Annotated in this window: 16 protein-coding genes and 3 pseudogenes; 8 read left to right on the top strand and 11 right to left on the bottom strand. The window is 60.1% G+C overall.

All coding sequences use genetic code 11. The annotated features are described in order from the left end of the window. The first annotated feature begins 82 nt into the window (after window positions 1–82). The 4 genes and pseudogenes from WDN46_10485 to WDN46_10470 all read left to right on the top strand — a co-directional run bounded on the left by WDN46_10485 (window position 83) and on the right by WDN46_10470 (window position 2845). Entirely contained in the window at window positions 83–436 is a 354-nt protein-coding gene (locus tag WDN46_10485) for a transposase (protein MEJ0093843.1), read from the top strand. Next, window positions 433–777 (top strand): IS66 family insertion sequence element accessory protein TnpB, encoded by a 345-nt coding sequence (gene tnpB, locus WDN46_10480; GenBank protein MEJ0093842.1) that lies wholly within the window; start codon window positions 433–435, stop codon window positions 775–777. The genes WDN46_10485 and tnpB overlap by 4 nt, the downstream gene beginning before the upstream one ends. A 74-nt stretch (window positions 778–851) precedes the next feature. After that, window positions 852–2444: an IS66 family transposase gene (locus tag WDN46_10475; protein ID MEJ0093841.1), complete on the top strand. Its 1593-nt coding sequence runs from the start codon at window positions 852–854 to the stop codon at window positions 2442–2444. A gap of 23 nt (window positions 2445–2467) precedes the next feature. Continuing rightward, window positions 2468–2845 (top strand): annotated as a pseudogene (locus WDN46_10470) (integrase core domain-containing protein). 3 nt (window positions 2846–2848) lie between these two features. Here WDN46_10470 and WDN46_10465 read toward each other — a convergent pair. From WDN46_10465 to WDN46_10455, 3 genes are all read right to left on the bottom strand, one after another. Continuing rightward, window positions 2849–3349: a hypothetical protein gene (locus WDN46_10465; protein ID MEJ0093840.1), complete on the bottom strand. Its 501-nt coding sequence runs from the start codon at window positions 3347–3349 to the stop codon at window positions 2849–2851. A gap of 227 nt (window positions 3350–3576) precedes the next feature. After that, a complete protein-coding gene (locus WDN46_10460) occupies window positions 3577–4350 on the bottom strand; it encodes a phage regulatory protein/antirepressor Ant (protein MEJ0093839.1) in 774 nt (257 codons plus the stop codon). A 2-nt stretch (window positions 4351–4352) separates the two neighbouring features. Beyond that, entirely contained in the window at window positions 4353–4727 is a 375-nt protein-coding gene (locus WDN46_10455; protein ID MEJ0093838.1) for a hypothetical protein, read from the bottom strand. Window positions 4728–5440: 713 nt separating this feature from the next. On the opposite strand from WDN46_10455, the gene WDN46_10450 reads away from it, so the two are divergent. The 4 genes and pseudogenes from WDN46_10450 to WDN46_10435 all read left to right on the top strand — a co-directional run bounded on the left by WDN46_10450 (window position 5441) and on the right by WDN46_10435 (window position 7386). Further along, a complete protein-coding gene (locus WDN46_10450; GenBank protein MEJ0093837.1) occupies window positions 5441–5644 on the top strand; it encodes a hypothetical protein in 204 nt (67 codons plus the stop codon). Between the two features lie 154 nt (window positions 5645–5798). Continuing rightward, on the top strand, window positions 5799–6032 hold the full coding sequence (locus WDN46_10445) for a hypothetical protein (protein MEJ0093836.1): 234 nt from the start codon (window positions 5799–5801) through the stop codon (window positions 6030–6032). A gap of 239 nt (window positions 6033–6271) precedes the next feature. After that, window positions 6272–6448, top strand: coding sequence for a hypothetical protein (locus WDN46_10440; protein ID MEJ0093835.1), 177 nt, complete (start codon window positions 6272–6274; stop codon window positions 6446–6448). Between the two features lie 171 nt (window positions 6449–6619). Next, window positions 6620–7386 (top strand): annotated as a pseudogene (locus tag WDN46_10435) (IS5 family transposase). Window positions 7387–7745: 359 nt separating this feature from the next. Here the strand turns inward: WDN46_10435 and WDN46_10430 are convergent. From WDN46_10430 to WDN46_10395, 8 genes and pseudogenes are all read right to left on the bottom strand, one after another. Beyond that, window positions 7746–8846 (bottom strand): hypothetical protein, encoded by a 1101-nt coding sequence (locus WDN46_10430; GenBank protein ID MEJ0093834.1) that lies wholly within the window; start codon window positions 8844–8846, stop codon window positions 7746–7748. Then, window positions 8812–10890, bottom strand: a complete 2079-nt coding sequence (locus tag WDN46_10425; GenBank protein ID MEJ0093833.1) for a hypothetical protein — start codon at window positions 10888–10890, stop codon at window positions 8812–8814. The genes WDN46_10430 and WDN46_10425 overlap by 35 nt, the downstream gene beginning before the upstream one ends. A gap of 23 nt (window positions 10891–10913) precedes the next feature. After that, the gene (locus tag WDN46_10420) at window positions 10914–11369 is read right to left on the bottom strand and encodes a hypothetical protein (protein ID MEJ0093832.1); all 456 of its coding nucleotides are present in this window, start codon (window positions 11367–11369) and stop codon (window positions 10914–10916) included. Then, complete coding sequence (locus tag WDN46_10415) at window positions 11369–13669, bottom strand: transglycosylase SLT domain-containing protein (GenBank protein MEJ0093831.1); 2301 nt, start codon at window positions 13667–13669, stop codon at window positions 11369–11371. Before WDN46_10415 ends, WDN46_10420 begins: the two co-directional genes overlap by 1 nt. Continuing rightward, the gene (locus WDN46_10410) at window positions 13669–14475 is read right to left on the bottom strand and encodes a hypothetical protein (GenBank protein ID MEJ0093830.1); all 807 of its coding nucleotides are present in this window, start codon (window positions 14473–14475) and stop codon (window positions 13669–13671) included. Before WDN46_10410 ends, WDN46_10415 begins: the two co-directional genes overlap by 1 nt. Then, window positions 14475–15056, bottom strand: coding sequence for a hypothetical protein (locus tag WDN46_10405; GenBank protein ID MEJ0093829.1), 582 nt, complete (start codon window positions 15054–15056; stop codon window positions 14475–14477). The genes WDN46_10410 and WDN46_10405 overlap by 1 nt, the downstream gene beginning before the upstream one ends. Further along, complete coding sequence (locus WDN46_10400; GenBank protein ID MEJ0093828.1) at window positions 15053–15676, bottom strand: IS5 family transposase; 624 nt, start codon at window positions 15674–15676, stop codon at window positions 15053–15055. The genes WDN46_10405 and WDN46_10400 overlap by 4 nt, the downstream gene beginning before the upstream one ends. Continuing rightward, window positions 15643–15780: pseudogene (locus WDN46_10395) on the bottom strand (transposase). The gene WDN46_10400 and the pseudogene WDN46_10395 overlap by 34 nt, the downstream one beginning before the upstream one ends. Window positions 15781–15815: the final 35 nt, after the last annotated feature.

Raw genomic sequence — 15815 nt, 5'->3', positions numbered from 1 at the left:
GCAGGTATTTATGCGGGAGCTGCAATAAATGCTGGTTTGAACTTCTATGTCTGCGCATAGGTCTAGGGATAGAAGCTTCCATATGATCGAGGTGCTTCCTGATCGTCTTGAGGGAGCACCGTCGCAGCTGCGGCGGCGATGGTCGGACGAGATCAAAGAACAGGCCGTAGCTGCATCTCTGGTGCCTGGAGCGAATGTCTCGGCGATCGCCCGAGGCATCGGCATCAGTCCCGCGCAGCTTTTTGATTGGCGGCGCATGGCCTTACGTAAGGGATCGGCCAGCCTGCCAGCGCCACCGGCGGATGCATCTCTTGAAGTCACGCAGCCCACGCCTTGCGTTATCGAAATTGTTGTCGGCGGCGTTGTCATCCGCGCGGATGCGACGGCCGACGAAACACATTTGCGGCGCGTGATCCGCGCGGTTCGTTCGGCATGATCCCATCGGGCGTCAAAGTGTTTCTGGCAAGTCACCCGATCGATTTTCGCAAGGGCGTAGACGGTTTGCTGTCCCTGGTCCGTGACAGCGGCAGCGATCCATTCGATGGCGCGCTTTACGTCTTCCGTGCAAAAAGGGCCGACAGAATCAAAATTGTATTTTGGGATGGATCCGGCGTTTGTCTTTATGCGAAACGTCTTGAGAAAGCGCAGTTTTGCTGGCCGAAGATCGGGCATAGCCGGATTCAACTCAACCAGGCTCAGTTAATGGCGCTGGTCGATGGGATGGACTGGAAACGCGTTCACGCGGTGGCAGTGAAACGGCCGGAGTTTGCTGGATAAAACGCCTGCGACAGAGTGAATCGGGCGTTTCAATAGGGCGGCAATCGCGGGCAAAATGTGCTCTTATGAGCCCCATGGTAGTGCCTGGCTCCAAGCTCCCCGACGACGTTGATGCGCTCAAGGCCATGGTGTTGGCCATGACTGAAAAAGCGGCTCGCGCGGAAGCTCTTGAAGCCGAAGTTGCCGATCTCAAAGCCTTGAATGCGAGCGCCGACGAACGCATCGCGCGACTGACCTCCATCCTCAAGGCATTGGAACGGGCAAGGTTCGGGCGCCGCTCCGAGAAGCTTGGCTCGAAAGCTCTTGATGACGAACAGAGTGCCTTCGTCTTCGACGAGATTGAAACGGGGATCGGAGCCATCCAGGCCGAACTCGACAAGCGGCCCAGTCCCGATAAGGCCAAACGAGCCGCACGTCCCCGCAAAGGTTTTGCCGCCCATCTCGAGCGGCTCGAAATCGTCATCGAACCGGACACTCTTCCCGAGAATGAAGGCAAACAGAAGATCCTGATCGGCGAAGATGTCTCCGAGCGGCTCGATGTCACGCCGGCCAAGTTCCGCGTCATCGTCACGCGCCGGCCTAAATACGCATTCAAGAATGAGGATGGTGTCATCCAGGCTCCAGCGCCGGCCCATATCATCGAGGGCGGCGTTCCGACGGAAGCTCTCCTGGCGCTTATTGCCGTTTCCAAATATGCCGATGGCCTGCCGCTTTACCGGCAAGAGGCCATCTACACGCGCGACAAGGTGGAACTCAATCGCGCCCTGATGGCCCAATGGATGGGCCGGCTCGGGTTTGAACTTGAGATCCTCTCTGAACACGTCCTCACCCGGATCAAACAGGCGGAAAGAATCTTCGCCGACGAAACGACCTTGCCGACCTTGGCGCCCGGTTCCGGCAGCACAAAGACAGCCTATCTCTGGGCCTATGCGAGAGACGATCGCCCCTTTGGCGGCAGCGGCCCGCCGATGGTTGCCTATCGCTTCGAAGATAGCCGGTCTGGCGATTGTGTCGCCCGTCATCTCGGTGGTTATAGGGGCATTCTGCAGGTCGACGGATATACGGCCTACAATCGCCTCGCGAGGCCAGACCGCGGCAATGACGCCGTCACGCTCGCGGGATGTTGGAGCCATGTCCGGAGACGATTTTACGAACTGCACGTCAATGGCAGCTCCGAGCTTGCCACGGCTACGATTGAACGCATGACCCATCTATGGGAGGTCGAGGAAAACGTCCGGGGCAAAGAGCCAGAAGTGCGCGCTGCGGCCCGGCAAGAAACTGCGGTGGCGATCGTCGCTGATCTGTTCAGGCTTTGGCAAGATGCGCTCCCACGTATCTCCGGCAAGTCTAAGCTCGCCGAGGCGATACGTTACGCCATCTCACGCCGGGCGACGCTCGAACGCTTCCTGAATGATGGCCGCATCGAGATCGACTCCAACATCGTAGAGCGTGCAATCCGGCCGCAAACAATCACACGAAAAAACTCACTCTTCGCCGGCAGCGATGGTGGAGGCCGTACTTGGGCATCCATAGCCACATTGCTGCAAACTGCAAAAATGAACGACATCGATCCTCAGGCCTGGCTCACCCAGACACTCGAGCGCGTCGCAAACGGCTGGCCCAATGCCGAAATCGATGCCCTCATGCCCTGGAAATACGCCGCCTGAACGGCCTCGGCTAAGCGCTTACCTTCATCTTGCGAGGGGTTCCGATCCACATTCGTTCCGACAACGGCCCGGAGTTCATCGCCAAGGCGTTGCGTGACTGGATTGCCGCCGTCGGCGCGAAGACCGCCTACATCATGCCGGGCAGTCCCTGGGAGAACGGCTATTGCGAGAGCTTCAACTCGAAGCTGCGCGACGAGCTTTTGAATGGTGAAATCTTCTACACTCTCAAGGAGGCGAAGGTCGTCATTGAGCGATGGCGACGCCACTACAACACCGTGCGCCCGCACTCATCGCTGGGCTACAAGCCGCCAGCCCCGGAGACCCTGCAATGGCCGGCTTCGCAATCCGGACCAGCTTCGCCGGCCACGCCAGCAATAGCGCCAGGGCCGACAATGCACTAACATTCAAACTGGATCACCCCATGGGGGCAGGCCAGTTCCGTTCATGTTGACGGTCGCGACTTCAGTGGTGGCGTTGAAGAGATTGGCGAACGAGGTTCGCGAAGCTTGGCCGCCATTGGCCCAGAGATGACCTGCCGGAAGCCTTAGGCCCGAATATTCGTAAACCTTGCCGACATCATCGAAGGCCGGATTGGAAACGAAGATCAAATTCTTTCCATCCGAAAAGACCTGCGAGATTCCAGTTGGCACGACAATGGTCGCGCCGCCAGCAGTCGCGGATTCCAGGGTGATATCGAAATCGCCCGTCGTCTGATTATTGATGATCCAAATGCCGCCGATCGCCGGAAAGGTGACCGGCACATTCGCCGTCAGAGCGCCGGTAAAAGCGATCTGCATGTTGTTGACCTGGGCCAAGGTCAACGTGACAGGAACGTTTGTGAGGGCTTGAATAAAAGTCCCGCTCAGAATTAAATCGAGCGTGGACGTATTACCGTTGACAGGCACGTCCCAGGTTCCAACGTCGGAACCGCGGGTCGGCAGGGCGAGGCCTCTATTTGGTGTTACGGGATCGACCACTCATCATGCCGATTCTCTCGCCCGAGTGAATCCAACGTGAGCCTTATACCAGATGAGGAGTCCCGTTGAACAGACTCCGCATCCGTCCGTATAGAATCCTTGCACACGAAATCATGAAGCGGCCCCTCAGGACCGCTCTTGTTTTTCAATTGCGATCACGCGACCCGCAAGTCTGGCGGAAGTTCTTGAGCCAATCTGGTCAGGCCTTTCGGCGTGATCCGAACTTGGGTCGTGATCTTTTCGGAGCCGTCCGATCGGTGAACGGTCGTCGTCTTGTGCTCGAGCAATCCGACCACGAGCTTGGATTGATAGGCGACGTCGTGATCCGTTCCGGGGCGCCGGTAAATCCAGCTGTGGTGACGTAAAAATTTGAATAGCTCGGTCGGGCGCACTTGTAGGGTCTTTGCCGAGTCTGTGATGCACAGCGAGCCGTCCGCTTCTGCGATGCGCTCAAGCGCGGCAATCTTCGGCGCCGCTGCGGCCTTATCGGCTTCCAAGGCCAGAACCTTTTCACTGTAGGTCAGCAAGAGGCCGCGCATCGCAGTCGGATCGTTCAAGACTTGGATTGGATCGATCGCCGGCCGGGCGCGAAGCTCCGCCTCCATCGCGTCGAACGCGTCTATATATGCCAGCTTCCATTTAAGCGCCTTTGCACCCGTGAAGCCCATGGCGATGACCGCAAACCCTTTTCGATCCATATCGTAGGATCTGTAGGTTTGACCGTTCTGAGCCTCAATATATGGGGTATGCGCAAAATTGCGCAGACCCAGGGTGGGTTCAGACGCGATCAGGTTGTCTATATCCCTCAGCACGTCGCGATGGTTCTTTGCAAAATAGGACGCGACGTCCCGGCTGTTGGCAAGAACGTCGCCGTTTTTGATCGCAACAACGGGCTGGCGCCCAGAGTTCATTTCGATTTCATCGTTCATGATCAGGCTACCCGGACGGCGTGCGGGGTCACGCGAATTTCGTGCAAGGCCGCGGCGATGGTAGTCAGAGCCTTCGTCAGGCTGAAATCCGGATGCTCGAAATCTACGATGCGCGGATATTTCACGATGTGCGCAGCAAAAGCCTCGACGCCGGCAATCGTGGTTGCGTTCGTTGCGAAGAGTCGTTTCTGCGCTTCGCCTTCGCGGGCGTAGATAACTTCGTAGGCTGCATCATCGGGGGAGCCTTCCGCTGCCTTTAAGTCAACGTTCGCTACCCTATGCGCTTCGATCAGCGCGAAGATCGGATCTGGCGACGGCGCCGCAACCGCAGCTAGAGCCGCGCCCGGCAGAAGCACGGCCGCTGGGGCGTAGCTCATAATCATACGACGGGACGGTCTATCCGTATGGATGCCGGATAGATCTCCGCATCTATCGGACGGTATGATATTATTTGTCTTAGCCATGGTTCGCCCTCATCTGGCGTTCTGGGGTTAGGGGGCGGCTAGTGCTGAAACACTTGACCGCTCCCGACATGATTTGTATAACCATTGGATATACATAATGTCAATCCACTGGCGATACAAAATAATGATCGAGAAGCGAAAAAAAACGTCAACTCTTGCGATCAGGGTCGAGCCAGATCTCAAAAGTGCAGCCGAAAAAGCCGCGTCTGACGACCATCGGTCTCTCACTCAGTTGATCGAGAAGCTTCTGACCGACTATCTTCGGTCTAAAGGGTACCTGAAATGATCTATCTTAATGCGCACCCGACTAGATGCGCGATCTTGTGAACTGATCGGATTGGGTAAAATCGATTGAACTGATCGGATTGGGTAAAATCGATCTCAAGGACCGCGTGAAATGACCGGCCCGCGCCGGTGCGCGTGTGCGATTGCGCATATCGGGCCAGGTGTGACGAAAGTGTCACTTGCCTTTAATGCGTGGCACGCATAACCATATTTAAAGCCCAATTAGTCTGTCTTAAGGCCATGGTAAGGCTTGCGGCAGACAATCCTAATCCTAGGACGCCCCTTAGGAACAACGACGCGCCGCTGCGCGTTCGTCCGTACATGAGGAGCAGGAGGCAGCAATGAACGCACTCCATAAGAGAAAAGATGACTCGGGCCATGAGAAGGACACAGGGCTGACCGTGGCTTGTGAGGAAACCGAATACGAAGACGACGTAACGCTGGAGGCTGTCCAGCTTCTGCGTGACCGTGCCGCGAAGGCAATTTCTGAAGGGTGCTGGACTGTAATAGACGGCTATGCACCCAAACAATCCTCCCTGGGTTGACCGACCTCCGGCGGCGTACGACATAGTCGCCGCATATTTCCCTGAAACAAAACCGAAGGACGAGCTACGGCTCCGTCCCTGCTTGGTCGCTAAGGTGCTCAAAAATGACGTCACAGGCGCGTTTGCCTGTGACGTTGCCTTTGGCACGAAACATTTGAAGATCACACAGCGCTTCCATCTCGACATTATCGTGCAGAACACGAGCGATATCGAGTTGGTAGGCTTGAAAATGGCGACGCGCTTCGATCTCGATAGTATCACGCGCCTTCCGTGGACTCCGGAGTTCTTCGGCTGTTGGGCCGGACGCGCTCACCCAAGGATCGGTGCACTTACGGAAGTCTATATCCGCGATTACGCATTCAAGATGCTGGCGCGCGGCTCCGTTTGAAAGCTATCGATTTTGGACGAGCGTCGGGTACGCCAGAAACGACCGAGCGAGCGTCGCCGCAGTTGTCTTGGCGGCCCGAAGGTATTTTTCTGAATCAATCTTGCAAAACGGCACATCTCCATGGACAGTCGGGCTTAGGCTCATCGCTCAAATCGACCTGCGCCTGGGGGAATTCCTATTTGCGTGCAATGATTTTGTTGGCGCTCGCGGGGGTCGTCCTCTGCGGTTGCGCAACTCGAATGTCTGACGACGAATCCTGTATTTCCTATGGTGCGGAGCCGGGTACGCAGGAATATTTCCAATGCAGGATGATGAAGGACCAGCAGCGGCAGGCCAATAATACAGCGCTCGCTGCGGCGATATTGAGTCGCCCGACGCCAGCACCATACGTGCTGCCGATGCCCCAAAGCCACTAATTCAGTAATTTTCAGAGCCTCAGCGCCCCGCGCGATGAGAGCGAAGGCTGGATGCATCAAGTTTTGGAGGATTAATTGAGGCACCTAGGCCGTGGTGACGAATTCGGCGTTTGGGGGATTCTCGCGAGGATCTTTCCATGATTCAAGGCTGATTTTTGGAGATCAGCCTTGATGATTCGGGATGTCGATGCGCTGCGAGACGATCAATGGGAGCGGCTTTGTGATCTTGTGCCAGGTGGAAGAGCCGGCCAGCGCGGGCCGCGCCGCGACAATCGACGCTTCGTCGACGCGCTGTTATGGATGGCCCGCTCGGGCGGCCGCTGGCGCGATCTGCCCGAACGCTTCGGCGACCATCAGGCGGTGAAACGCCGCTACTATCGCTGGATCGAGCGCGGCGCCTTGGACGGATTTCTTGAGGCATTCACCGCCGAGGCCGATCTCGAATGGCTGATGATCGACTCAACAATCGTGCGCGCCCATCAGCACGCGGCCGGCGCAAGGATCGCCAAAGGGGGGCGGATGCCCAAGGCCTGGGCCGCTCTCGCGGTGGTTTGAGCACCAAAATCCACGCCGCGACAGACGCGCTCGGCAACCCCGTTCGGCTCCTTCTCGGACCTGGGCAGCGCAACGACATCACAAAAGCGCACGCCCTGATCGAAGGCTTTGCGGCCGATGCGATCATCGCCGATAAAGGTTATGACGCCAATCACTTGCGCAAGGCTGTTCTTATGCGTGAGGCTGAGCCGGTGATCCCATCAAAATCCAATCGCCGCGCGCCGCTCCCCTACGACAAGGCGCTCTACAAGGAGCGCAATCTCGTCGAGCGTTTCTTCAATAAACTGAAGCAGTTCCGGCGCGTCGCAACCCGATACGACAAGCTCCTCGCAAACTACCGAGGCTTCGTATTGCTCGCCGCTATTGCTATCATGCTCAGGTAATTCGTCACTACTGCCTAGGCAAATTTGTCTTCATCTGCGCGCTATTCGCTCAAATAGACCGATGCTTTGCGTCATGCGACCTGGATAGTCTAATCGGCTACACGATCGTGGGATCCAAGACCATCGAAGCGTATATAGAAAACGGCAAGAAGACGGAGGATTTTGAAGGGTGCAATTATGACCGGATTCTGGTTTTTGATGATGGTACCGGGGTAAAATGCACCTCTTATGGATATCAATATGCTTATAGGCCGAAGGCATACATATGGATTAACGGCAGCAGTATTAAGTTATGCGTCGACAACGAATTATTCGACGTTGGGCCACTCCGTTAGGCGACCGATCTGGTGCGGGCTGTTTCACTCCTGTCTTGCGCCAGCGCCACCGCCAGCCACCGCATTTTGCCGCGCGCGCAACGCGATTAGCGCCGCGGGTCCGGTATCTAGCTTCCGGGGAACTTGCTCCAGAAGCGTCTTCGCAAATTCGGGATCAAGCGCGGCGCGGAGCCTAATTTCATTCATGCGAGTAAGCCCAGCGTTTCGAAAGCTTCCGTACATTTTCACGCCAAGAACCCCAAGGCCGCCTCCGAAAAGACCGCCGCCGACGCCAGCCGCCGCGTGCCCTACGGCGCCTGCCGCGAGGCCGCCAGCTTCTTCCAGCGCAAGCTCCGTCAGAACCGAATGTCCGCCCCCGGCGCGCAGCGCCGCGATGGCGTCGGGCGTCGTCGCGGACTGCCCGCGCAGTTTCGCGAGGTTGATGGATCGGGCGGCGCGCTGCTGGTCGGCCACGATCGCACTCAATTTCCCAATCTGCTGATCGGAGAGCCCAGCCGCTTTCAAGACGTCCACCTTGTCTCGGACGAATTTCTGAAAGGGCGCCTCTTTGAGCGCCATCGCGCCGGTCGATCCCGCTTCTCGCGTTGTCGTGAATTCGCGCTCCATCATCTCGTTGATGGCCTTGTGCAAAGCGTCCAGGGCGCCGATGCCCTTTGCCTCTTTGACGAGGTCGGCCATTTTGGACGTCGGATTCGTTCCGAAAAAGACGCCTTTGATGGTATCGAGGATATCGCTTGTGCCGTTGGCATTCACCAGCTTGCCGACGACGCCCTGCTCGTATTTGCTCATCACGTCGGCGCGGTCTTCTTGCGCCGCTTTGACGCCGGCCGTCGCCTTCCCTGTCGCCTCTTTCAGCGCCGCGGAGCGATTTGCCTCGGCCGCTTTCGCTGCCTCAGCGGTTTCCGAGACGGCGGCCGCGCGCTTGTCGAGGTCAGATAATTCTTTTGGGGAAAACCCGGAAGCCTGCAAAACATCGGCCTTTTGAGCCAGAAAATCGCGCATGGCGTTGACGCGCGGCGCCGAAGTTTCGGGCACGAACTTGTCGAGGAGATGCTCGACAACGGATTGCTTGATGCCGTTCAGCGCCGCTTCATTGCCGGAAGCCTTCGTGACCAGATCGCCCATCAGCTTTGCTCCGTCTTTTTGGCCGAGAATGCCGCCGACGGTCTGAACGATGTCGCCGGAGCTGTTGAGGCCAGCAACGCGCGCCGCCGCGGAGCGGTCGAACTCGTGCACGACGCTGAGCGAGGGCGTCCTCAACCGCGCGCTGAGCCGACCCTACCGTTTCGAATTTCGTTCGGACCTCGGGAGGCAATGCGGCGAGCGCCGTTTTATAGCTGTCCAGAAACCCGCTGATCTTCTTGACGTCGGGGACGCCGCCCGGAAACGCCTTTTCGTGGAGCATGAACGAGGCGAGATCCGACAGGACCGCCTTACCGCGCTCGGGGCCAGCCGCCTTGAGATAGGCCTTGACCGCATCGCCGCCCTTATCGCCGGCCGGAAAAATTTTCTTCGGCACCTCCGCGTCGGACAGTCGATATTCGGCGCCGCGCGGCTGCTTTTCGAGAATGTCCCCGATCGGGCTCTCGGCGAAGGTCTGTTTCTGATCGCGATAGGAGGCGTTGGCGGTTTTAAGGGCGTCTATTTTTCCGGGGGCGACGGGTTCGCCTCGAGGCGGCGTCGGTATTCCTTGATTGCCCTCAACTTGAGAAAATCCCCCTCTTCCTTGAACGTCTGTTCCGCCTGAGCCAGGAGTATAAAATGCCGGTCCTTCGGATGTTCCGATATCACCCGCTCTATATCCTGCAACATTTCGTCTAAGGTTTGCGGCACTAGAGACGTTCCACATCTGACGCAGGCGTTCGACCATCGCGTCCTCGGGTGCCATTGTACCCCTTTTGATGGCGATTTCATCCAGCGCCGCTTGGCTTTCGACGCCATGATCCATCGCGTCTTCAACTGCCCCGCGAAGCATGTTCAACCGGCGATAGGCTTGCGGGTTATCGCGCCGCGAGGCAGCCGCCTCATCGAGGATCGAAGATCGAAGATCTTTCAATCGGTTAAACTGGACGTGATCGCCGTAGCCGGCGGCGAGATCCATCAGGCGCTTTTCCTCGCCTTCCATCGGCCGATTCTCGGGGCTGATTCCCTCGCGGATCTCGCGGACGCGGCTGACGATCCCATTTGCCGGAACGGTCGCGGCGTCGGGGATTTTTGCGATATTGTAGAGTTCTTCGTCGGCCGCCTTACGATTTGAGAGCGCTTCGGCGACCGGGCCGCGCGCCGCCGCGCCGGCCTCGCCTACACTCTGCGCCGACGGCGAAGCTGACCGCCGGACAGCTTCCGCCTCGGACTCGGCATGATCTACCGCAGCCTGCGTCGCCCGATCGAGCGCATCGCGCACGCTGCGGAAATGCGTCGCGACGTCTTGGGGTGAGCCGACCGGCGCGGGATTCTTCAGAGCATCGGCCGCCGCCGCTTGCGTGCCCTGTGCTCGCGAAAGCTGAGCGCCCGTCACCGTGTCGACCAAATCCCTTTGCGCTTCGCCGGCGCGCTGCGCTTGGTCGACGCCGACTTGTGTCGCCTGATCCGCCGCCGCCGCCTGCTGTTTCAGGCCTTCAGCCAATTCCTGCGGATTGCCTTCAACCTGGACGCCGGCAAGATGACCGGCCCGCGCCGCCTGCTGTTCGGCCTCGCGCGAAATGAACGGCCCCTTGTTCTGGGTTCGCTGCACATCTTCCCATTGCGCAATGCCTTCGTTGCCGGTGCGCTGCGCGAGCGTTCCCTGCGAACCTGGAATAATGTCAGGATTTTCGTCGATGGCGCGGATCGCCACATCGCGGCCGCCCGCAACATTGGCGATCTCGCGGCCGACGGTCGTTTGAGCCGCCGCCTCGCGCCCCGCAGCACTCATGGGAGGGAGAGCGCGGCCCGCAGCTCGAGCTGCCTCGACCCCGGCGACGCCCGCCACCGGAAGCGCGCCAGCCGCCATGCCTCCTATCGTAGCAGCGAGGGGCTTGTATTGATCCGGAACAGCGTCGGCCGCCGCCTGTCCGCCGCCGCCCGCCAATCCGCCAATCGCGGCGTTTGTCGCATCGGCCGGACCGACCGCGGGCGCAACCACACGGGCGGCAGCAGCCGGAAGCGCCTCGGCGCCGATGGCGGGCATTACGGCGCCCGCGACGCCCGCCCCTACCCCGCGCGCGATTTTTTCAATTTCGTTGTTCGCCGGGATCTGGTCGGGGCTGGCGCCAACCTTGGCTCCTGGTCGCGAATCCATTCGGAACCGAGAAAGGGGTGCGCGGCCGTCGGAACGCCGAGCTTTTTCAGCACCCAATTCGTCAGATCGACGGGTGCGCCGAGAAGGCCGGAGACCGCTTCATTCGTGCCGGCCGCCGCATTGGTCGCCAGGGACAGCGGAGTGGCGAGATGCGTCGCACCGCTTTTCCCGTCGTTATCGTCAGCGAAGCCGAATTTATCGAACGGGTTGACGTTTATATCTGGATTTTTGGCGTTTGAATCTGGATTCGCAGCCAGGGGCACTTCGCGAACCGATACACCGGAGCCTGAGGAAGCGGGCGCCGACGATGGAGCCGGAGCCGCATCCGCATAGCCGAACTGATCAAAAGGATTTGCCGAGTCGTCCATTATTGCGTTCCAACCGACGAGAAATAGCGGGCAATGCCGGCGCCATATGTCTTGTCAAAGGCGGCGACCGTCTGCGGATCATTCGCGTGCTGTTGCAGATATTCGACCGCCGGAGCCGGGACGCGCGCGAGTTTTTGGACATCCTGAACGTATTGTCCGACCGGGTGAGCTTGATCAAAGGCGATCTCCGCTCCCAACGGGCTGCCGCCGCTCCTCGGATCGGACATGTATTGCTGCTGAAAGACATAAAAATCCTTCGAGCGCTGCAAGGCGGCATTGAGCGAAGCCGTGATGACGCGGGCGCCTTGCGGCGTATTCTCGACGCCGGGATTTAGCGTGATCGCTTGCTTGACGATATCGACCGCCTCACGCGAACCCAGCGTGCGCGACAGATCGAAGCCAAGACGCCCGGTGATTTTCTGAGCGCCTTCCGCCGCGCTGATTTTCTCCGGATCAAACGGAGGCGCGATGCCGAGCGCGGTGAATGCGGTGTTGATGCCTTTGGCGAGACCGATTCGCTCCGTGGCGCCATTGCCGGGCGCGAGCATGCCGCCGCCTGACTCCGGCAATTTCGCAAGATCGCTTTGCAATTGCTGCAGGTTTTGTTGGCCGACCTGCGCGGCCTGGAAACCTTCCCGCGCCGCTTTGACCTGATCGGCGCCCTGCGTTCCAAGGCCCTCTTGCAAAGACCTCTGCTGGACGGAGAGGCCGGGCATGACCATCGTCAACGGCGAGCCTTGCGGGGCGGCGGGTTGAGGCGCCACGACGCCAGGCGCCAAAGGGGCTGCAGGAGCCACAGGCGCAATGGGCGCCGCCGCGGGAGGCGCAGCGGCGGCCACGGGCGCGGGCGCCGCGGCTTGAGGCGGGGCTGCCAGTTGACCCGGAGAGGCCCCCGGCGACGAAGCGGCGAGCACCGGCGACGCGATCGGCGCAATCTGCGCTGGGGCAGGATTCGTACCGGGCGGCATCGTCATCGCCAGGCCTCCGGCCTGCGGCCCCGAAACGCTGAAATTGCCGCCGCCGGTTCGGTTGAATTGATTGATCCATTTCGACGCGAATTGGCCGGCCGTCATGTTCGGCGAGCCGCCGTTCGAAATGACCGCGCTCATGCCGACGATATCGGCCGCTCTGGCGTTCGGATTCGCGAGAAGAGCCGCCGCGCCCCCGGCGCCCTGCTGATGAGCGAGATAGAGTTCGGCGTCGGTTAGCGCCCGGCCCAGCGCACCGGTCAACGCTTTCTTGTTGTCGGCGGCCATGCGCTGCGCCGCATCGGCTGAGGCTTGAGGATCGAAGGGCGAGCCCTGGCCGTATTGCTGCCAAGACGACGGAATGAACTGCATGAGGCCGGCCGCCTTGCTGCCAGCATTCACCGCGTTTGGATTGCCGCCGCTTTCGATCTGAGCCACGCGCGCCAATCCGGCGGGCGAGAAACCATCCGCCGCTGTCGCCGCTCTGCCATAGATCGGCGCGGCCACTGGCGTAGCAGCCGGAGGTTGGGCGCCAACTGCAGGGCTGCCTGGCATCACCGCCGCGGACGTCGAGCCGCCGCCTGCTGCCGCCGCCGCTGCGGGCGTCATTGCGATTCCTTCGCCGGGGCTGACTTTCTCCGTAAGGTATTTCGCCTTTGCGGCGCCCTGGTTTTCTTCCGCGATACCCGACGTCGTGACAGAGCTCGCGCCGGCGGCCGCCCAACTTTTCGCGATTCCGACGTCAGGCTTGCCCCAATATTGCTGCGCCGTCAGATCGGAAATCAGTCCATGATCGCGCGCGCTCTGAACCTGTGCGTTCCAATTTTCGAGTGTCGGATCCGCGAGGAAGGCCTGGCCGTGCTGGCCCATGAGCTGAAGCACTTGGCCTTGATTATCGAGATTGAGCTTTCCAGTGTCCGCCTTGGTCTTCTGCGTCGTCGCTTCGGTGCCGAGAGCGGTAGCCGCGGTGCCGACAAGCGCCGGGCCGCCGGCCGCGACCGAAGCCGGATTATTCGGATCATAGCCGCGGATGGCGCCGATCTCGCGCTGCTGCGAGACGTTCTTCAACGCCTGATCGGCGTTCGCCGGATCGATCGCGGAGAGCCCGCTTTTTACGATCGCGTCTTCCGGATTGGCGCCGGAATTGAGCAGATCAAGATAGGTCTGGCGCGCGCCAAAGGCGGCGTTGGCCTGCCGCGCCTGAAGGGCGACCTCCTGAGTGCGAGCCCGCGCCAGTTCCGAATTGGCGAACGCCGTCAGCGGCGAGACGATGTCCGCCGAGGTCTGCGGCTTCACTTGCGCTGCAATCGACCAATCTGTGCCGTCGGCCATTAGATGCTCAGGCTCCCCAAGCTAAACCCGTTGCCCGATTGCGCGCCGCCCGATTGACCAAGGAGGCTCAAGTTCTGGGTGAGGTTTGAAACCGGATTTCCGCCGCCCGTGCCGCCGAACGAGCTCGCCGATCCAGAAGTGCCAAGGGCGCCGGTTCCAAGCGCGCCGAAAAGGCCAAGCGAGCTAAGCCCGCCAGACAGAGCATTGGCCGAGCCGACTGTACCTGAAGCAGCCGCGGTCCCCGCCCCTGTCTGGAGCCCCGCGAGCGAATTGGCGACTCCCGTATTTGCGCCAACCTGTTGGCCGGTTGCGGTCTGGCCGAGTCCCGCGAGCGACAAGAGCTGGTTGAAATAGTTTCCGAACTGCTGAGACGCGAGCCCCTGACCAAATTGCTGCGCCGCCTTCAATTGACCACCGCTGAGCAACTGGCCGCTCGCGGCCGCCGAGCGATCAAGCGCTTGCTCGCCCTGATCAAATGCAAATTGAAAGTTTGGCGTATTGGTGAAATTCGCCATCGCGGCGTTGATCGCCGATTGACCGCCAGCGCTGCCCGGCATGCTGACGCCGCCGATATTCGACGACGCGAAAGGAATGCCGAAGATATTCGAAAGCTGATCGACGGCGCCGACGCCCGCCTGCCGAAAAGGCGCCGTTTCCTTTGTTGTTTGCTGAAGAAGATTATTCTCCGTCTGTTGCGCGAGTTCAGACGCTTGGATCTGCTGTTGCGACGCCTGCTGCGCGGCGTTCGACCCGATCAGGGCGCTTCCGATCGATCCAAGCCCTCCAATCGCCGCTCCGACAGGCATCAGACGCTCCCTACCTGTTCGGGTTGAGAACGAGTGCACGCGACCCAAAACGAGTCGTCGGCGACGATCAGAATTGCCTCTTGGAAGTCGATGGCGACAGGATTGAGGGATACGATGCTCATCGGCTTGTACCTGGCCATCGATGCGAAGCGGTTATAAAAGACCGTCGCCTTTCCGACCTGGCCGCCCTTGATCATCTCGACCGCAATCCCGACGTTTCTATCGTGCAGATCGTCGTCATCATGCATCTCGATGACGGCGCCGAGGCGCTCGTATTCCGACTCGAGCCGATCGTGGAAGCCGCGTCCCACGGCCTCAAGGTCTGTCGCGCTGCGCATCCAATCTTGGATTTTCAGCGAATAGATCTCGGCCGGAATGGTGGCATGATCCATCACCCAGCCTCGCTTGAGGCGGCATTCAAGCACGCCGCCGATCGCCCGGGCGAGCGCGCGCGCGCCAAGGTTTCCTTCAGGAGCCCGCGTCCACAATTCGAGGGCATCCGTGCGGGTGAACATCCACCGGAGAGCCGCCTTCACCATAGCAAGCGTCTCAGCCCCGCGTGCGCTAGGCTCAGGACTCATTGATTGAGATAGAAGAGGACGGCGGCTGCGATGCAGATGGCGGAGAAGAAGGTGTGGGCGCATCGATCATAGCGGGTTGCGATGCGCCGCCAGTCCTTGAGCTTGGCGAACATGTTCTCGATTTTGTGACGCTGGCGGTAGAGCGTCTTGTCATAGGCAATGGGAAGCTTGCGGCTTCTGGTTGGCGGGATGCAGGGCTCGACGCCCCTGGCCTTCAGCGCGGCGCGGAACCAGTTGCTGTCGTAGCCCCTGTCGGCGATCAACATTGAAGCAGGCGGTAAAGCCTTGAGCATCAGCCGCGCGCCCTTGTGGTCGCTCATCTGGCCCTCCGAGAGCAACATGACGAGGGGCTTGCCGGCGCCGTCGCAAACGACGTGGAGCTTCGAGTTCAGTCCGCCTTTCGTGCGCCCGATACGGCGGGGAAGAGCCCCTTTTTGAGCAGGCTCACCGCTGTGCGATGCGCCTTCAGATGCGTGGCGTCGATCATGATGCGCTCGGGCTTTGGACCTTCGCCAGCGAGCGCGGCGAATATGCGGTCGAAGACGCCGAGCCGGCTCCAGCGGATGAAGCGATTGTAAAGCGTCTTGTGCGGCCCGTAATCCTTGGGCGCATCTTTCCATTGCAGGCCGTTGCGGATCACATAGACGATTCCGCTGACCACCCGACGGTCGTCAACCCGCGGAACGCCATGCGACAGAGGAAAATGCGGCGCAAGCCGCGCCATCTGCCGCTCGCCCAACAAAAACAAATCACTCATCC

This window comes from Methylocella sp. (assembly GCA_037200525.1).
Lineage (GTDB): Bacteria > Pseudomonadota > Alphaproteobacteria > Rhizobiales > Beijerinckiaceae > Methylocapsa.
The sequence above is the reverse complement of the archived record's forward strand: the minus strand, read 5'-3'. Positions and strand labels throughout refer to the sequence as shown.

What these genes read in the sequence shown, in the direction of transcription:
- WDN46_10485 (MEJ0093843.1), top strand. Translation starts at nt 83, where the DNA reads ATGATCGAGGTGCTTCCTGATCGTCTTGAGGGAGCACCGTCGCAGCTG.
- tnpB (MEJ0093842.1), top strand. Translation starts at nt 433, where the DNA reads ATGATCCCATCGGGCGTCAAAGTGTTTCTGGCAAGTCACCCGATCGAT.
- WDN46_10475 (MEJ0093841.1), top strand. Translation starts at nt 852, where the DNA reads ATGGTAGTGCCTGGCTCCAAGCTCCCCGACGACGTTGATGCGCTCAAG.
- WDN46_10460 (MEJ0093839.1), bottom strand. Translation starts at nt 4,350, where the DNA reads ATGAACGATGAAATCGAAATGAACTCTGGGCGCCAGCCCGTTGTTGCG.
- WDN46_10455 (MEJ0093838.1), bottom strand. Translation starts at nt 4,727, where the DNA reads ATGAGCTACGCCCCAGCGGCCGTGCTTCTGCCGGGCGCGGCTCTAGCT.
- WDN46_10450 (MEJ0093837.1), top strand. Translation starts at nt 5,441, where the DNA reads ATGAACGCACTCCATAAGAGAAAAGATGACTCGGGCCATGAGAAGGAC.
- WDN46_10440 (MEJ0093835.1), top strand. Translation starts at nt 6,272, where the DNA reads ATGTCTGACGACGAATCCTGTATTTCCTATGGTGCGGAGCCGGGTACG.
- WDN46_10430 (MEJ0093834.1), bottom strand. Translation starts at nt 8,846, where the DNA reads ATGGGCGATCTGGTCACGAAGGCTTCCGGCAATGAAGCGGCGCTGAAC.
- WDN46_10425 (MEJ0093833.1), bottom strand. Translation starts at nt 10,890, where the DNA reads ATGCCCGCCATCGGCGCCGAGGCGCTTCCGGCTGCTGCCGCCCGTGTG.
- WDN46_10420 (MEJ0093832.1), bottom strand. Translation starts at nt 11,369, where the DNA reads ATGGACGACTCGGCAAATCCTTTTGATCAGTTCGGCTATGCGGATGCG.
- WDN46_10415 (MEJ0093831.1), bottom strand. Translation starts at nt 13,669, where the DNA reads ATGGCCGACGGCACAGATTGGTCGATTGCAGCGCAAGTGAAGCCGCAG.
- WDN46_10410 (MEJ0093830.1), bottom strand. Translation starts at nt 14,475, where the DNA reads ATGCCTGTCGGAGCGGCGATTGGAGGGCTTGGATCGATCGGAAGCGCC.
- WDN46_10405 (MEJ0093829.1), bottom strand. Translation starts at nt 15,056, where the DNA reads ATGAGTCCTGAGCCTAGCGCACGCGGGGCTGAGACGCTTGCTATGGTG.
- WDN46_10400 (MEJ0093828.1), bottom strand. Translation starts at nt 15,676, where the DNA reads ATGGAAAGATGCGCCCAAGGATTACGGGCCGCACAAGACGCTTTACAA.